Annotated in this window: 9 protein-coding genes; 3 read left to right on the top strand and 6 right to left on the bottom strand. The window is 68.7% G+C overall.

Going from position 1 to position 16,431, the window contains the following annotated elements; all coding sequences use genetic code 11:
- Positions 1 to 96 precede the first annotated feature (96 nt).
- Entirely contained in the window at positions 97 to 3,690 is a 3,594-nt protein-coding gene (putA, locus tag PQ455_RS12350) for a trifunctional transcriptional regulator/proline dehydrogenase/L-glutamate gamma-semialdehyde dehydrogenase (protein ID WP_273686388.1), read from the bottom strand.
- An 85-nt stretch (positions 3,691 to 3,775) separates the two neighbouring features.
- Here putA and PQ455_RS12345 point away from each other — a divergent pair, with 85 nt between their 5' ends.
- The 3 genes from PQ455_RS12345 (at position 3,776) to PQ455_RS12335 (ending at position 8,071) form a co-directional block, all read left to right on the top strand.
- A complete protein-coding gene (locus PQ455_RS12345) occupies positions 3,776 to 4,177 on the top strand; it encodes a DUF2946 family protein (RefSeq protein WP_273686387.1) in 402 nt (133 codons plus the stop codon).
- Positions 4,178 to 4,364: 187 nt separating this feature from the next.
- A complete protein-coding gene (locus PQ455_RS12340; protein ID WP_273686386.1) occupies positions 4,365 to 6,677 on the top strand; it encodes a TonB-dependent receptor family protein in 2,313 nt (770 codons plus the stop codon).
- Positions 6,677 to 8,071 carry a PepSY-associated TM helix domain-containing protein gene (locus PQ455_RS12335; protein WP_273686385.1) on the top strand — a complete coding sequence of 465 codons (1,395 nt, stop codon included), beginning with the start codon at positions 6,677 to 6,679 and terminating at the stop codon, positions 8,069 to 8,071. Before PQ455_RS12340 ends, PQ455_RS12335 begins: the two co-directional genes overlap by 1 nt.
- Here PQ455_RS12335 and PQ455_RS12330 read toward each other — a convergent pair.
- The 5 genes from PQ455_RS12330 to PQ455_RS12310 all read right to left on the bottom strand — a co-directional run bounded on the left by PQ455_RS12330 (position 8,044) and on the right by PQ455_RS12310 (position 16,309).
- On the bottom strand, positions 8,044 to 9,558 hold the full coding sequence (locus tag PQ455_RS12330) for a tannase/feruloyl esterase family alpha/beta hydrolase (RefSeq protein WP_273686384.1): 1,515 nt from the start codon (positions 9,556 to 9,558) through the stop codon (positions 8,044 to 8,046). The genes PQ455_RS12335 and PQ455_RS12330 overlap by 28 nt on opposite strands.
- Positions 9,555 to 11,318, bottom strand: a complete 1,764-nt coding sequence (locus tag PQ455_RS12325) for a CocE/NonD family hydrolase (RefSeq protein WP_273686383.1) — start codon at positions 11,316 to 11,318, stop codon at positions 9,555 to 9,557. Before PQ455_RS12325 ends, PQ455_RS12330 begins: the two co-directional genes overlap by 4 nt.
- 23 nt (positions 11,319 to 11,341) lie before the next feature.
- On the bottom strand, positions 11,342 to 12,883 hold the full coding sequence (locus PQ455_RS12320; protein ID WP_273686382.1) for an alpha/beta hydrolase domain-containing protein: 1,542 nt from the start codon (positions 12,881 to 12,883) through the stop codon (positions 11,342 to 11,344).
- A gap of 2 nt (positions 12,884 to 12,885) precedes the next feature.
- Positions 12,886 to 15,597, bottom strand: a complete 2,712-nt coding sequence (locus tag PQ455_RS12315) for a TonB-dependent receptor domain-containing protein (protein ID WP_273686381.1) — start codon at positions 15,595 to 15,597, stop codon at positions 12,886 to 12,888.
- Positions 15,598 to 15,820: 223 nt separating this feature from the next.
- On the bottom strand, positions 15,821 to 16,309 hold the full coding sequence (locus tag PQ455_RS12310) for a MarR family winged helix-turn-helix transcriptional regulator (protein WP_273686380.1): 489 nt from the start codon (positions 16,307 to 16,309) through the stop codon (positions 15,821 to 15,823).
- Positions 16,310 to 16,431: the final 122 nt, after the last annotated feature.

Raw genomic sequence — 16,431 nt, 5'->3', positions numbered from 1 at the left:
GCGAGCCCTAAGGGTCCGTGACGGAGCATGTCCAGCGCGATCGTGGCGGCGGTGGAATGAATGTGAGGTTCCTCCCCGTGCCGGGGAGGAACTATCTCACGCCAGCGTCATCAGGCTCGCATTGCCGCCCGCCGCCGTCGTATTCACGGACATCGAAACCTCCTCCACCAGCCAGTCGAGGCTGTAGGCGCCGGGCTCTGCACAGCGCGCCGTCGTCGCAGCGTGGACCGGCACGACCCCGCCCGGCCGCGCGGCGATCTCCTGCTGGAAGGCGCGGACCCCCTGCGAATCGCCCTCCACCAGCGCGCCCGCGATCGGCGTGTCGAGGTTGGTCGAGAGGCGGGCGATCACGCTCAAGGGCAGGCCGGCAGGGATGTCGTGCGGGGGTATCACCGGCGTGCCGCCCGCCGCCAGCACGGCGGCGATCTGGTGGTTCAGCCCGGTTTCCGTCGCCGCGCGCAGCAGGATGCGGCCGCGCGGGTGGAGCGCGTAGAGGTTGCGCTCGCCCACCGGCCCGGCCAGTTCGGTCGCATAACCCAGCGGCGAGGCGGCGGCATAGGCCCGCGCCACCGCGCCTTTCTCGGCGCCCAGCCAGCCCGCGAAATCGCGCAGCGCCGGATCGGCGGCGGGGCCGGCGGGCGCCTCGGGCGGGATCGCCACCAGCCGGCCGAGATAGAGCGGCCCGCCCGCCTTCGGCCCGGTGCCCGAAAGCCCGCGCCCGCCGAACGGCTGCACGCCCACCACCGCGCCGATCACGTTGCGGTTCACATAGAGATTGCCCGCCTTCACCCGATCGGTGACGTGCGCCACCGTATCGTCGAGCCGCGTATGCAGGCCGAAGGTGAGGCCGTAGCCGGTGGCGTTGATCGCCTCGATCACCGCATCCAGCCGGTCGCGGCGATAGCGCAGCACATGCAGCACCGGGCCGAACACCTCGCGCTCCACATCACCGATCGCGCCGATCTCGATGATCGTCGGCGGCACGAAGGTGCCGTGCGTGGCCTCGGCGGGCAGCTCGAGCTGCTCCACCTTGTGGCCTTTGGCGCGCATCGCCTCGATATGGGCGGCGATGTTGCCACGCGCCTCTTCGGTGATGACCGGGCCGATATCAATCCGCAGCCGATCGGGATTGCCGACGCGCAATTCGGCCAGCGCCCCCTTCAGCATCGCCAGGGTCCGGTCGGCCACATCTTCCTGCAAGCACAGGATGCGCAGCGCCGAGCAGCGCTGCCCCGCGCTGTCGAAGGCCGAGGCGATCACGTCGCCCACCACCTGTTCGGCATGGGCCGAGCTGTCGACGATCATCGCATTCTGCCCGCCCGTCTCGGCGATGAAGGGCAAAGGCTTGCCCTCGGCCGAGACCCGCTCGGCGAGCTGGCGCTGGATCAGGCGGGCCACGTCGGTCGATCCGGTGAACATCACCGCCGCTACCGCCGCGTCGCCGACGATCGCGGCGCCCACCGCGCCGTCGCCGCACAGCAACTGCACCGCATCGGCGGGCACGCCGGCCTCGTGGAGGATGCGGATGCCCTCGGCGGCGATCAGCGGCGTTTCCTCGGCGGGCTTGGCCAGCACCGGATTCCCTGCGACCAAGGCGGCGGAGACCTGCCCCAGGAAGATCGCCAGCGGGAAATTCCACGGGGAAATGCACGCGACCGGCCCGATCGGCGCCTGCGCCGGCCCGAAGCTGTCGCGGGCGCGGGTGGCGTAATAGCGAAGAAAATCGATCGCCTCGCGCACTTCGGCGATGGCGTTGGGCAGCGACTTGCCTGCCTCGCGCACCGCCAGCCCCAGCAGCACCGGCATCCGCGCCTGCAACAGATCGGCGGCCCGCTCCAGACAGGCGGCGCGATCGGCGACGGACGTGGCGGGCCAGCCTGACGCCGCCGCCTTCGCCACGGCTACGGGTACGTCGGCGGCGGCGATCTCGCGCACCATGCCGACGATATCGCGATGATCGGCCGGGTTGAGTACCGGCCGCTCGACGCCCTCACCGCCGGCCGCCCACGCGGTCGCCGCGCTCTCGGCCAGCGCCGCGTCCAGCGCCGCCAGCGCGGTCTCGTCGCTCAGGTCGATCCCGGCCGAGTTGCGCCGCGCGCCATACAGGTCGGCGGGCAGCGCGATCTGATCGTGCTTCGCCCCCGGCGCCGGCATCGCCCGCACCACCTGCACCGGATCGGCGATCAGTTCGTCGATCGACACCGCCGGATCGGCGATGCGGTTCACGAAGGAGGAATTGGCGCCATTTTCCAGCAGCCGGCGGACGAGATAGGCCAGCAACGTCTCGTGCGTGCCGACCGGCGCATAGATGCGGCACGGCCGGGCGAGACGGCTGGCGGAGACGACCTCCTCGTACAGCGGCTCGCCCATGCCATGCAGGCACTGGAACTCATATTTGCCGGCGTGAAACTCCGGCCCGGCGAGGTGATAGATCGTCGCGACCGTCTGGGCATTATGGGTCGCGAATTGCGGGAAGATGCGGTCGGTGGCGGCCAGCAATTTCCGGGCGCAGGCGATGTAGGCGACGTCGGTATGGACCTTGCGAGTATAGACCGGGAAATCCGCCAGCCCGTCCACCTGCGCCCGCTTGATCTCGGCGTCCCAATAGGCGCCCTTGACCAGCCGCACCATGATCCGCCGGTCGGCCCGCTCCGCCAGATCGATGATCTGATCCAGCACGAACGGGCAACGCTTGCCATAGGCCTGCACCACGAAGCCGAGCCCGTCCCACCCGGCCAGTTCGGGATCGAGCGCCAGTTCCTCCAGCAGATCGAGCGACAATTCCAGCCGGTCGGCTTCCTCCGCGTCGATATTGAAACCGATGCGATAGGATCGGGCGATGGCGGCGAGCGCCTTCACCTTCGGCAACAGCTCGCCCATCACCCGCGCCGATTGCGCGCGGACATAGCGCGGGTGGAGCGCCGACAGCTTGATCGAGATGCCCGGCCCCAGCACCACGCCGCGCCCGGCAGAGGCGATGCCGATGGCATGGATCGCCTGCTCGTAATCGGCATAGTATCGATCGGCGTCGGCCGCCGTCATCGCCGCCTCGCCGAGCATGTCGTAGCTATACTGGAAGCCCTTGGCCTCCATCGCCTTGGCGCGGCGCAGCGCCTCGCCGATCGTCTCGCCAGTGACGAACTGTTCGCCCATCATCCGCATCGCGATATCGACGCCGGCGCGGATCGCGGGGCGGCCGGCGCGCTCGATCACGCGGGTCAGCGCCGCGCCCAGGCCCGTATCGTCCACCGACGAGACGAGCTTGCCCGTCACCACCAGCCCCCAGGTCGAGGCGTTGACGAACAGCGATCGGCTCTTGCCGACATGCGCGCGCCAGTCGCCATCGCCGATCTTGTCGCGGATCAGCGCGTCGCGGGTCGCGCGATCGGGGATGCGGAGCAGCGCCTCGGCCAGACACATCAGCGCCACGCCCTCCTCGCTCGACAGCGCGAATTCCTGCACCAGCGCCTCGACCCCGCCCCGGCTTTTCTTCGCGCGCAACGCCTCGATCAGGCGGCGGGCGGTGGCGGCGATCGCGGTGCGCTGCGGATCGGGCAGGGTGGCCTGATCGAGCAGGGGCGCCATGCTTTCGGCCTCGTCGCGGCGATAGGCGGCGGTGATCGCCTGCCGGCTGGCGCTTTGCACCCGCACCGCCGGCGCGAAATCGGTGAAGGGGGCGGGCTGCGCCATGTCGTCGATCCTCTTATCCTTGCCCCGCGAAATGGCGTCCAAGGTGCGGGATGACAAGCGCCGCCGCACGCCATAAGGGCGGGGCGTGACCGCGCTGCGCCGCCTCCTCCTGACTCACCGCGCCCTGACGGCCACGCTGATCGCGCTGGCGCTGCTGATGAAGCTGCTGGTGCCGACCGGCTTCATGCCGGTCGCCTCGGGCGGCGGCATCACGGTGGAGATCTGCACCGGCTTCGGCGCGCAGAAGATGGTCATGGCGATCCCCGGCACCGCCCATCGCGGCGGCAAGGCGGATCATCAGAAAGCCGACATGCCCTGCGCCTTCGCGGGGCTGGCGACGCCTGCGCTGGCGGCGATCGATCCGCTGCTGCTGGCGGTGGCGATCCTGTTCGTCATGGCGATGGTGTTCCGGGTGCCTGTGGCGCCCGTGGTGCGGGGGGCGGCGCGGCTGCGGCCGCCGCTGAGAGGGCCACCGGCGCGCGGTTGAGACGGCTTCGGCCGCTCGCTTCCCGGTCTATCCATTTCCCCGCAATACCCGTTCGCCCTGAGCGAAGTCGAAGGGCGTGCCCCAAGCGGCGCGTCCGGCCTCACGTCCCTCGACTACGCTCGGGACGAACGGGCTGGGTAGCAGGAAATTCGACCGGGCATCTCCCGTCTGCCCACAGGATTCCCCAATGTCCCGCTCCCGCCTCCCGGCCGCGCTCGCGCTGGCCTGTCTGCCCGCCGCCGCGCTCGCTCAAACCGCGACCGACACACGCCGCGCCGAACTCCTCCGCGAACGCGCCCGCATCGATGCCGAACTCGCCGCGCTCGACACCCCCGCCCCAACACCCGCGCCCGTCCACACGGCCGACACCGACATCATCGTCACCGGCAAGGCGCTCCCCCTCACCACCCGCGTCACCGGCCAGACGGTCACGACCATCACCGACCAGTCGTTCCGCAACACGCCCGCCACCACTATCGCCGATATCGTCCGCCTCTCCCCCGGCGTCGCGGTGATCCAGGGCAACGGGCCGCGCGATGTGGGCGTGTCGGTGCGCGGGTCGAACGCGCGCAACAGCTTCGGCGCGCGCAACATCCAGGTGTATGAGGATGATTTCCCCGTCACCCAGCCCGACGGCCTCGCCCGCTTCGACCTGACCGATCCGCACGCTTATGGCGCGGTGGATGTGGTGCGCGGGCCGTCCTCGGCGCGCTACGGCAATTATGCGATCGGCGGCGCGGTCAATTTCCGCACCCGGCGCGGCCGCGATATCGACGGGGTCGAGGCCGGGCTGGATGCGGGCGGGGACGGCTATGCCAATGCCTTCGCCACGATCGGCCATGCCGGCGCCGATGCCGAATACAGCCTGTTCGGCAGCTTCGTCCGCGCCGATGGGGCGACCGGCCATACGCAATACGAGACGGGCACGATCAACGCGCTCGCCACTTATGCGCTCTCCGATCGCGACCGGCTGACGGCGAAGTTCATCTACAATGAAGGCGAGTTCGAGCTATCGACCCGCCTGTCGATGAACCAATATCGCACCAATCCCTATCAGCGGGGGTGCGAAGCGGCGGCCGCCGCCGCGCCTGGCTGCGGCACGATTTCGGTGCTGGCCAACGGCATCAACGGCACGCGCATCGCCCAGACGGCGGCGGAGGGCGATCTCGCCCGCAACGATCGCCGCACCATCGCAGGGCTCCGCTACGAACATGATCTGGATGGCGACACCGTCTGGCGGACACAGGGCGTGTTCGACAGCCGGGTCGTCAACCAGCCGACCAGCCCCACACCGTTCCGGGGCACGCTCGAAAGCTACAATGTCACGAGCGACCTGACCCATCGCGGGCGGATCGCGGGGATGGACGCGACCGGCTTTGTCGGCGTCTTCTACAATTATCTCGACAACCAGAGCCTCAGTTTCAACAAGACCCCCGCCGGCCGCAACGGCATCGGTGCGCCCACCCAAAATGTGCTGGGCGACATCCGCAACATGGGCGCCCGCGCCCGGATCGAGCTGGGCCTGACGCCCGATCTGCAAGTCATCGCCGGCATCGGCGCCGAACGCTCGATCATCAACGTCCGCCAGACGGCCTATGCCTATCCGCTCGCCGCCAGCGCGACGATAGCGACGGCGCCCGCGCTCCGCCGCTTCTGGAATGTCGCGCCGGAGGCGTCGCTGGTGTGGCGGGCGATCGAGGGGGTGAAGCTCCACGCCCGGCTCGGCACGGGTTACGGCATCCCGCAGGCCGGCGCTCTGTTCGTCACGGCGGCGGGCATTCCCGGCAACAATGCCGACCTGAAGGCGCAGAAGACTGTCGGCATCGACGTGGGCGCGACGGTGGCACTGGGCGACACGCTGACCGCCGAACTGACCGGCTATCACGAATGGTTCCGCAACGAGCAGATCAGCCAGTCGGCCGGCGTCAACCTGCTGGCCTATACCGCCAACGCGCCGCGATCGGTGCATCGCGGGGTGGAGCTGGGGCTCGAATGGCGGCCGTGGCGCGGCACGAAGCTGGGCGCGAGCTACAGCTACAACGACCATCATTATACCGATTTTGTCGAGCGGCTCACCTCAGGCGCGGTCTCGGCGACCTTCGATCGCGCGGGCAATCGCATCCCCGGCGTGATCCCCACCTTCGCCAATGCGCGGGTCGGTTACGATCGGCCGGAGGGCGCGCTCAAGGGGCTGGGCGGTTTCGTCGAGGTCACCTATCGCTCGCGCTACGCGCTCGATAACGGCAATCTGCTGAAGGCGCCGGGCTATACGCTGGCCAATCTCAACCTGCATTATGATCCGCCGGGCTGGCTCAGCCTGTTCGTCTCGGTGCAGAACCTCTTCGACAAAACCTATGTCGGCTCGGCCTCGGTCCTTGCCGACAGCCTCAATGCCGCCACCGGCCAGCAATATGGGGAAGCGATCCTGATGAACACGACCGGATCGATCTACGCCGGTCAGCCGCGCACGCTCTATGCCGGCGTGAAGGCGCGTTTCTGATGGCGGGCGAGGCGACCAATGCGCGGCGCTGGCCGGGCTATAATGCGATCTGGCGCTGGCATTTCTATGCCGGCCTGTTCTGCATCCCCTTCGTCCTGTGGCTGGCGGTGACGGGATCGATCTACCTGTTCCGCCCGCAGGTGGAGGCGTGGATCGATCGGTCGATGACCCACCTCGCGCTCGCCGGCCCGCGCGCCTCGGCGGCGGCGCAGGCGGGCGCGGCGGTGCGCGCGGTGCCGGGATCGGTCCTCCACCGCTTCCAGTTGCCCGAGGCGCCCGACGAGGCGGTGCAGGTGATCGTCGGCGCCGGCACCCGCGAAACCCGCGTCTACGTCCATCCCCACAGCCTCGCCATTCTCAAGGCAGTGGACGAGGACAGCCGCCTGATGCGCGTGATCTTCCGCCTCCACGGCGAATTGCTGATCGGCGCGATCGGCTCCTACGCGGTCGAGCTGGCGGCAAGCTGGGCGATCGTGATGATCCTGAGCGGCCTCTTCCTCTGGTGGCCGCGCGGCACCGGGCTGGGCGGGGTGGTCTATCCGCGCCTGCGATCGGGCGGGCGGCGCTTCTGGCGCGACCTGCACGGCGTCACCGGTTTCTGGGTGTCCTTCTTCGCCTTATTCCTGCTGCTGTCGGGTCTCCCTTGGGCGAAGAGCTGGGGCAGCTACCTCAAGGCGATCCGCAGCGTCGCCGAGGGGCAGGCGGTGAAGCAGGATTGGTCCACCGGCCACGCGGCCGAACTGAAGGCGCGCGCCGCGCTCGATGCCGGCACGCGGGCGATGGCGGGCGAGCATATGGAACATAATGGCATGGCGATGGCTCACCCCGCCACATCGCTGGTGCCGCTCGACCGGATCGCGCCGACGCTGCGCCCGCTCGACCTGCCCGCCCCCGTCCTGATCGCGCCGCCCGCCGGCCACGGCCAGCCGTGGACGGCGAAATCCGACACCGCCAACCGCCCCCGGCGCACAGACCTCACCCTCGATGGCACGACCGGCGTCGTGCTGACCCGCAAGGATTTCGCCCAACGCCGCCTGATCGACCGGATCGTCGGCTATGGTGTCGCCGCGCACGAGGGGCAGTTGTTCGGCTGGACCAACCAGCTGCTCGGTCTCCTGACGGCGCTCGGCCTGATCCTCCTGTCGGTCAGCAGCGTGGTCCTATGGTGGCGGCGCCGCCAGGCCGACACGCTCGGCGCCCCGCCCCGCCGCATCCGCCCGCCGGTCGCAATCGGGTTCGTGGCGCTGCTGGTGGCGTTCGGGCTGTTCCTGCCGTTGCTCGGCGCATCGATGCTGGCGGTGCTGCTCGTCGAACGGCTGGCGCTCCGCCACATGCCCGCCGGCCGCCGCTGGCTGGGGTTGGCGCCTCAGCCTGCCGGCTTGGCGCAGCGGTAGCTGCGGGCGACATCGGCGTCTCCGGTGCCGTCGTAGCGGGCTTCCAGCGGGTAAGGACAGAGCGGCCGGGTGCGGGTGATCGCCGTACCGTCCCGTTTCGCCGCGATGAGCGTGCCGGGGCCCTCGCCGCTGTCGAGCCACGCCTCCAGCGCGGAGAGCATGTCGTGCTCCGGATCGAGCGCGATGCCGTCGCCGCCCGCGCCGCCTAACTGGTCCGCGCCGGGGCCGCCGACGCAATGGTCGACGCCGGGGGCCATGTAGAGGCGGACGAATTGCGCGGTGCGCTCGGGGCCGCCCATTTTGGCCTCGACCGCGCGGAGATAGTCGATCGTGGTGCGCGCCTCGACCAGCGGGTCGATCCAGCCCTGATACATCAGCAGCTTGCCGCCATGGTCTCGGAAGCGGGTGAGATCGGGATTATCAGCGTGGAGGTCCATCACCTTGTCGATCGCGGCGAGATCGCGGCCGACCCGGAAGGTGGCGGGGTTCCAGTTCGGGTCGCGATGCACGCCGTCGCCGAACAGGGCGACCGCCAGATAGGGCGGGCCGGGGGTGAAGGGTTCGGGCAGCGGCGTCGGGCTGACCGGCACGCCGGGGAGCAGGCCATCGTCGACGCGGCGGCCGGTCTCGTCGATCAGCGGGCCATAGATACGGGTCGCCAGCGCCGCCTGTTGCGGGGTGAGGCAAGCCTCCGCCTGCCCCGCGCGGCAGAGCAGGTCGGCGGGCCGGAAGCGACAGGTGGCGGGGTTTTCGACCACGCCGTCTTTCACGCCGTCGGCGCCGTCACAGGCCTCCACGCCGGCCTTGGCGATCAGCGCCCATTGCGCGGCCGTCATCCATGGGCGCGAGGCGCTGTGCTGGACCATTTCCCACATCCGCCGCGCGCTCATCTCGGGCGTCCTGGCGCCGGGCGCGCCGGCGATGATGCCGTCATAATCGGTCGGATACCGCTGCGCCTCGGTCAGCGCCTGCCGCCCGCCGCCCGAGCAGCCGACGAACAGCGCGCGCCTGGCGGGCGTTCCGTAGAAGTGGCGGACCAGCGCCTTGGCCTTCACCGCGAGCAGATGGTTCGACCGGCCGGCATAATTGGCGGCGCGCATCGGATCGCCGAGCAGCCAGTGGCGGTCGCTGGCCTTGTGCCCCGTATCGGTGCTGGCGCTGGCATAGCCCCGCCGCACCCCGCGTGAGAGTTCGCGGTAATTATACTGGCCGGCCTGCCCGCCGACCCCGCCGGCGAGGAAATGGCCGTTCCAGTCCTTCGCGATCGGCAGCCACAGTTCGAAGCCGATCTCCTTTTCGATCACGCCCTCGATCCGGCAGAAATCGACCGTGACGGGCAAGGCGCGCTTGTCGGGCGGGGTGAAGCCCGCGTCGCCGCCCACCGCCGTCGCAGAGACGATCCGCACGTCGGCGACCTTCGCCCGGCCCATCGCCGCGCAGGGATCGTCGAGGGCGGCCAGCGCGGCGGTGGCGAGCAGCAGGCTCATGCCCCGGCCGGGATGACCGGCAGGGTCACCGCCGAGGGGTGCGCCTCGTCGCCATAGAGGGTGATGGCCGGCGCCGGATCGATGTCGCGCGCCCGCTCGCGATGGTCGGAACCCGTCACGGTGATCTGGATGCGGTGGCCGGCTTTGAACAGCCAGGACGTGGGCAGCATGTCGAAGCTGAGCGCGACCGGCTCGCCGGGGGTGAGCGGCATCGCATCCTCGCCGTTCGACGGATGCCACGGCACGCCGGCGGGCATCTTCCACGGCGCGGTCGCGGTCTTGCGGAGCGAGGCGCGCAGGCGGCCTTCGGTCACGACCGTCACCGTGCCGTCGGGCGCGACATCCTCGAGATAGGCGAAGACGTTGGCGTCCTTGCCCGACGAGGCGACCCAGAGGTTGGCGATGGCGTTGCCGGTCACCTCGGTATCGGCCTTGAGCGCCGCGCCGGTGAAGCTCGCGCCCGATCCGGCGAAGTGACAGGGCTGGACGGTCGATCCGCTGCCCGCCTCGGGGCATTTGGCGTCGTAGCGCGCTGGGAAACTGCGCGGCTTGGCGGTGGATTTGCCGCCGAGCATCGTGCCGGAGAGGGCGAGCGTCTGCGGCCTGGTCGCGGCGAGCGGCCATGTGTCGGTGGCGCGCCATGCCGTCTTTGGGTCGGCGTTGACGGTGTAATAATGGATCGCCGGTTCGCGGACGATGCCGGTGTCGATACCCTTCAGGTGCTGGTCGAAGAAGCGGTGCATCTCCTCCAGCAAGGCGAACCCGTCATTGTTGCAATGCTTCCACGGGCCGATGATGACCCGCGAGCCCGGCACGTTGAGATGGGTGATGAGGCCCTGATCGCGCAGTTCATCGAACCAGCCGCCCATGATGTAGAGCGCAACGCCCGATCGGCGGATCTGGTCGGCGTAATTGCCCGCGCTGCCCTCGGCCCAGAAACGGCTGGCGACGAGCGGGGCGAAACTGTCGCGGAAGGGCAGGCTCTTCCACAGCTCGAACAAAGGCGTGGAGCGCTGATGCTCCTCGGCGGCCTGTTTCAGCAGCACCTTGTCGGGATCGGTCTCGACCGGGGGGATGGCGAGATCGTCGGCGATGGTGCGGGTCGGGCCGGTGCCCCATTGGGCGAAGATGCCGCCGCGTCGGAAGGCATCATATTTCTGCCACGAGAAGCAGCCCGCGAACGCCGCCTTGAGCGCGGGCGGCCGCATGGTGAGCGCGTGCATCGCCGCGTCGCCGGTGTTGGAGCAGCCGTAGATGCCGACCTTCCCGTCCGACCAGGGCTGGGCGGCGAGCCATTGGGTGATGTCATAGGCGTCCTGCGCCTCGTTGCGATCGTGATAGCCGCGCCGCTCGCCGAGCGACTGGCCGTTGCCGCGCCGCGCCACCTGCACCACGACATAGCCATAGGGCACCAGTTTCGAGACCTGGCGGAAGGTGCTGACCCGCTCGCCGGTGCCGTCGCGATCCTCCTGGCTGACCGACAGCGTGTGGTGCCACACGACGGGGAGCTTCTCCTCGACGACCTTGCCCGCCTTCATCGGCCGCTCGACCCGCACCGCCAGCTTCACCCCGTCGCGCATCGGCAGGTAGAAAGTGTGGGTCGAGATGCCGTCATAGGGCTCGGCCGGCTGATAATGGCCGAAGCTCGCCGGCAGGGGCGCCGGGGCGGCATCGGCGGCCACCGCCGGGGGGATCAGCGCCAGCGCGGTCGATAGGCCGGCGGCCGCGAGCGTCAGCGCGAGGAAGGGGCGATAGGCCAAAAGATACTCCCTTGGGGCGAGGGTCAGCGGGCGAAAGCGGCTTTGGCCTGCGCGGCGGCGTGCGCCTTGAGCGCGGGGGCGTCCTCGGCGAGCAGGAAGCGGTCCGCCACCAGTCTGTCGAGCGCCTTGGCGTAGGCGGCGGTGTAGGCGGCGGCCGATCCGTAGCGTGCCTTCATCTCGGCGGCGGGCAGGTCGTTATGCAGGAACAGCGGCCGGCCCTTGGGCGGCACGCATTGCGGCAGATCGGTGCCCTGATAGGCGCCATAGCGGGCCAGCGGCACGGTCAGTTCGGCGGGGCGCAGGCCGCCGAGCGCATTGCCGACGGGATCTCGGGCGATCTTGCCGTCGGCGGTCCATTCCAGCGGGGTCGCGTGCGGGGCGGGCGTGCCCTTGTCGGTCCAGCGCAGCAGATTATCCAGCGCCGCGCGGGCGAGGGGGCCATGCGGCAGGTCGCTGATGGGAAGCGGGCAGGCGCTGCCCGGCTCCTCGCCACGCACCTCGGCGATCGGATAGCCCTTCGCGGCCAGCTGGAGCATGTTGGCGCGCTTGTCGCGGGGCGGATTGCCGTCGACCTGGCTCGATCCGTGGATCACCCCGCCGAGCTGATAGAGGCGGTGGGCGCCGACCTTCGCATCGCTGTCGGGCATCTGCGCGCCTTTGCCGGATGCGACCTCGAACTCGGTCATGAACTCGATCACGGGCACGTCGATCGGCTTCAGTTGGCGGCGCGGATCATCGTTGGCGATGGACTTTTCGGCATTGTTGAGGGGGACGTAGCCGCCGCCGTTCCAGCGCGAGGAGATGCCCAGCAGATAGCCGTCGAACACCGGCTTGCCGCCCGGCAGGCGCGCGCGATCGTGGAAGCCTTCGTTGATGAAGGTGCGCTGGACGCTGCCCGTGAACGACCAGCCGCCGACGAGCAGCCGGCGGACCTTCAGGCCCTTCAGCGGATTGTCGACCCGGTCGCTGCGGAGAAGCGCGCCGATGTCCGCCATCACCTGATAGCGGATGCCATCCTCCTCCGGCCAGACGATCGGCTTGTAGCGATCGGGCTCGTACCAGTGGAGGATCTGGCTCTGGGCGTTGGGCACCGGCCCCTTGGCCGATGTCGCGCGGGTCGGCGCGTCGTCGCCCAGGCCCGCCGCGACATAGATGTCGCCGCGCGCGAGAATATATTTGTAGGTCGCCAGCCAATGGCTGGTGCCGCCCTGCGACGGGTGGATCGGCTCGAAATGGACGACCCCGCTGAACTTCGCGGCCGATTTCGGGCGGCGCACGATGATGCGCGTGCCGTAGGGGATGTCCTTCGCCAGCACGGCGAGCGCGCCCGACGGATCGCGGCGGAACGCATCGGCGGTGCCGTGGAGCAAATATTCCTCCTCGACATAGCCGGCGGCGGCGAGGTTCACGGCCGGCAGCGCGCCGGGCACGTCCGCCGAATTGTAGATCTGGCTGGTCGCCGTCACCGGCACCGGCCCGCTGACCTTGGTGACATCGGCGAAGGCGGGCGTGGCGGCGAGGCAGAGCCCCGCCAGCAGCAGGGGAGCGAAAGCGGGGCTCTTCATCATTAGAACTTCTTCGAGAGGGAGAAAGCGATCATGCGGCCGATCGCGTTGGTGGTCTGCGGATCGAAGCCGCCGCCGCCGCCATTGCTGGTCGGCGCGAGGTCCACGAACGGCGGATCGCGATCGAACAGGTTCTGCACGTCGATACCGATCTTCAACCCTTCCGTCCCTGGAATACCGCTGTCGCTGAGGTCATAGGCCAGGCGCAGATCGAACGTCGTATAGGCTTTGATCTTCGCGATCGGCGTGACGTAGGTGTTGTTGTAGCCGTTCTGCCACGCCATCACGACGCTGCCGTCGAACCCGCCCTTCGACCAGCCGAGCGTGCCGCGGGCGCGCCACTTCAGCGGATAATCGATGTTGTTGACCTGATCGATCACGGGCGACGTGGGCGTGATGCCGACCTTGTAGGCCAGGAAATGGGTGCCCCGGACCGAGAAGCGGAAATCGCCGGCGTTTTCGGTGGCCACCGGCACGGCGAGGCCGAAATCGATGCCGCGGGTGATCGTCACGCCCAGATTGCTCGGCCGCCCCTCGACGAAGACCTGCGCCGCCAGCGCGTTGGCCGGCGTGCCGCCGTTGACCGTCAGCCCGGAGGCGACCAGCTCGGCGATCCGCGCCTGTGCGGCCGTGCCGCGCGTGATGATCGAGCTGTAGAGATTTTCCTGCCGCAGCACGTTCAGGTTGGAGAGGTAGCCGTTGATCTGTCCTTCATAGACCAGGTCGAAATAGTTCAGGCTGAGTTGCGCGCCGGGCAGGAAGCTCGGCGAATATTCGCCGCCGACCGACCATGTGCGCGCCGTTTCCGGCTGGAGGTTGAGGTTGCCGCCGGACAGCGCCACGCCCTGCACCGTCGCATTGACGGTCGGATCGAAATAATTCTGGATATAGAGCTGCGTTCCGCCCGCGCTGACGAGATTGGTGAGCAGCGGCGCGCGGAAGGATTCCCCGTAGCTGCCGTGCAGCTTCAGATCGCGAACCGGCGACCAGTTAATGCCGACCTTGGGATTCTTCGTGGTGCCGACATCGCTATATTTGTCGATGCGGCCGGCGATATCCAGTTCGAGGCGGTAGAAGCCGGGGATGGCGTTGTCCGGCCCGAAGATCGGGACGAGCAATTCGGCATAGGCCGATTTCACGTTGCGGCCGAGCCGCTGGTCCGTTCCGGTCTGCGCGCCGCGACGGCCGCGAATCTGGCCGGTGCGCAGCTTCAGCTTGTTATATTCGGCGCCGATGGCCAGCTTCACGGCGCCGCCCGGCAGGGTGAAGAGCGTACCGTTCATCGACGCTTCCGCCGCGCGCATCCGGCTGCGTCCCTCGGTGTCGGTGACATTGTTCATGATCGCATCGATCACGCTCTGGCTGTTCACCGTCGTGCCATAGGGATTGAAAGCCGTCGCCGGATTGCTGCTGGCCAGCGCCGCCGTCAGCGACGCGGTGTCGATCTGGTTGCCTTCGCTGTGGACGAGATCGTGGTTGTAGCCGACCGAGCCATAGACGTCGGCCTGCCAGTCCCCGAACAGGTCGGCGGTGACGCCCAGCGTGCCCTGGATCGCCTTCGACATGATGTCCGTGCCGGAGGTGGGGCCATAATCGCCGGCGAAGGAATATTGGACGGTCTCGCTGGCCGGCGCCGTGCCGGTCGGCGCGACGAAGAAGGCGTTGGTGCGCGGCACGGTCAGGTTCGCGGTCGCGGTCTGCGAGCGGCGGAAGGCGTCACGGCGGGAGGCATAGACATCGGCGTAGAGCTTCACGCCATCTGTGATTTCCTGATCGAAGGTGATGGTGCCGCTGTTGATCTCCTGCTGGGGCACGAGATCGATCGCCTTCAGATTGTCGCAGCGGTTGGTGGTGCCGCGCACCAGATTGGCCGGGGTCGCACCGCCCGCCGGGATCGCATAGCTTACGCCGCCGATCACGATGTTGCCGGGCGAGCATTGCGTGACACGATAGTCCGCGCCGCCGCGATCGCGCAGGTCGGCTGCATAGAAGTCGCGATGCACGCCGGACAGGTTGGTGCGATAGGTGTGCTGGAAGGACGCGGTGATCTGGCCGGTTTCCCACTTATGGCCGGCGATCGCGCCGATCTGGCTCTCGCGATAATGGTTGGCGAAGCTGTTCTGCACGTCGATCTCGAGCCCGCGATAATTGCGGCGCAGGATCAGGTTGGCCACGCCGGCCACCGCGTCCGATCCGTAGATGGCCGAGGCGCCGTCGGGGATGATCTCGACGCGCTCCAGCGCGAGGGTGGGGATGGTCGACGGATCGACGCTGTTGCCGGCGGTGCCCTGCGGCACGGCGCGGCGGCCGTTGATGAGGGTGAGCGTGGCATAGGGGCCGACGCCGCGCAGGTTGATCGAATTGCCGTAGGCCACGTTGCTGGCGCCGCCGGCGCCGCTGCGCGACGTGTCGGACACGCCATAGTTCAGAACCTGGGGCGTTTCCTGAAGGATGCGGATCGTGGTCGTCGCGGCGGACTGTTCGATCTCGGAACGGCCGACGGCCACCAGCGAGGAACCGACCGGGGCGACGCCGCGGATGCTGGTGCCGGTGACGATGATCTCCGCCGTTTCATCGTCCGCGGCCGGTGCCGCCGGTGCCGCCGGGGCAGGGGTGGCGCGTTGCGGCGCGGTCTGTGCCGCAAGCGGCGTTACCGCCAGGGTCGCGACCGCGAAAGCGAAGCTGGAAGCGTGAGTAAGAAAACGACCGCCCATGATATCCTCCCGAACTGGCCTTTCCGGCCAGCGCCTGTTCTTCGGGAGAGGGATGTGCGCGCCGCCGCGTGCGGGCGCAGGCCGTCACGCCGCGAAATGCGGGGAGCCGACAGACATTCCTCTCGTGCGCCAACGTCTTCGCCATGCGCCCCACCGCCCTCGCGATGTGTTATGAGATGAAACTAATTGGTGGAGTTCGTCAACAGTCTTTTATCAGACGATGCTATTTCGCCCCGTCGTCCCACAGCGAATAGGCGCGATCGAGCAGCTGGTGGAGCTGTTCGATCTCGTCGGGCGAAAGCCGGTCGAAGACGCCCTTCTCCGTCTCGTCGAGCGACTCGAACAATTGGTTGAGCATGCGCTGGCCCTCGTCGGTCAGGCCCAGTTCGTGGCGGCGGCGATCGGCGGCCGAGCGGCGCCGCTCGGCCCAGCCGCGCTTTTCCAGATCGTCGAGGATCAGTACCACCAGCGACTTGTCGAGCCCGACCTCGCGAGCGAGCCGGTTCTGCGAAATGCCGGGATTGGCCTCGATGATGGCGAGCGCGGTGAACAGCCCCGATCGCAGCCCGTGAAGCGCCGTCGCCGCCGCGAACTGCTTCGACAGCTGGTTCTGGAGGCGCCGCAGGCGGAAGCCGAGATAATGGTCGAGCCGGCCGAGGCTCACCTGTTCGGCCGTCGCCGCATCGGGCGCGGCGCGCCGCCGCGTGGTCATCGGGAGGCTCCAGCAACGAAAAAATCGACGAATCGAATATCGTTGAAAATTTGATTGTTGAGAATGTAGACGATCTCGGTCATGTCATATTGATACGCAGCCGACCGAGAAGCTGCAAAAGC

The sequence above is a fragment of the Sphingomonas naphthae genome, from assembly GCF_028607085.1.
In the GTDB taxonomy this organism is placed as follows: domain Bacteria; phylum Pseudomonadota; class Alphaproteobacteria; order Sphingomonadales; family Sphingomonadaceae; genus Sphingomonas_Q; species Sphingomonas_Q naphthae.
Note: the sequence above shows the minus strand (reverse complement) of the source record. Positions and strands in the feature narration are given on the sequence as shown.

Bases quoted from the DNA above. Each gene is read 5' to 3' on its own strand.
- PQ455_RS12315 (WP_273686381.1), bottom strand. From the start codon at position 15,597: ATGGGCGGTCGTTTTCTTACTCACGCTTCCAGCTTCGCTTTCGCGGTC.
- PQ455_RS12335 (WP_273686385.1), top strand. From the start codon at position 6,677: ATGGCGGGCGAGGCGACCAATGCGCGGCGCTGGCCGGGCTATAATGCG.
- PQ455_RS12330 (WP_273686384.1), bottom strand. From the start codon at position 9,558: ATGAGCCTGCTGCTCGCCACCGCCGCGCTGGCCGCCCTCGACGATCCC.
- PQ455_RS12310 (WP_273686380.1), bottom strand. From the start codon at position 16,309: ATGACCACGCGGCGGCGCGCCGCGCCCGATGCGGCGACGGCCGAACAG.
- PQ455_RS12340 (WP_273686386.1), top strand. From the start codon at position 4,365: ATGTCCCGCTCCCGCCTCCCGGCCGCGCTCGCGCTGGCCTGTCTGCCC.
- PQ455_RS12320 (WP_273686382.1), bottom strand. From the start codon at position 12,883: ATGAAGAGCCCCGCTTTCGCTCCCCTGCTGCTGGCGGGGCTCTGCCTC.
- putA (WP_273686388.1), bottom strand. From the start codon at position 3,690: ATGGCGCAGCCCGCCCCCTTCACCGATTTCGCGCCGGCGGTGCGGGTG.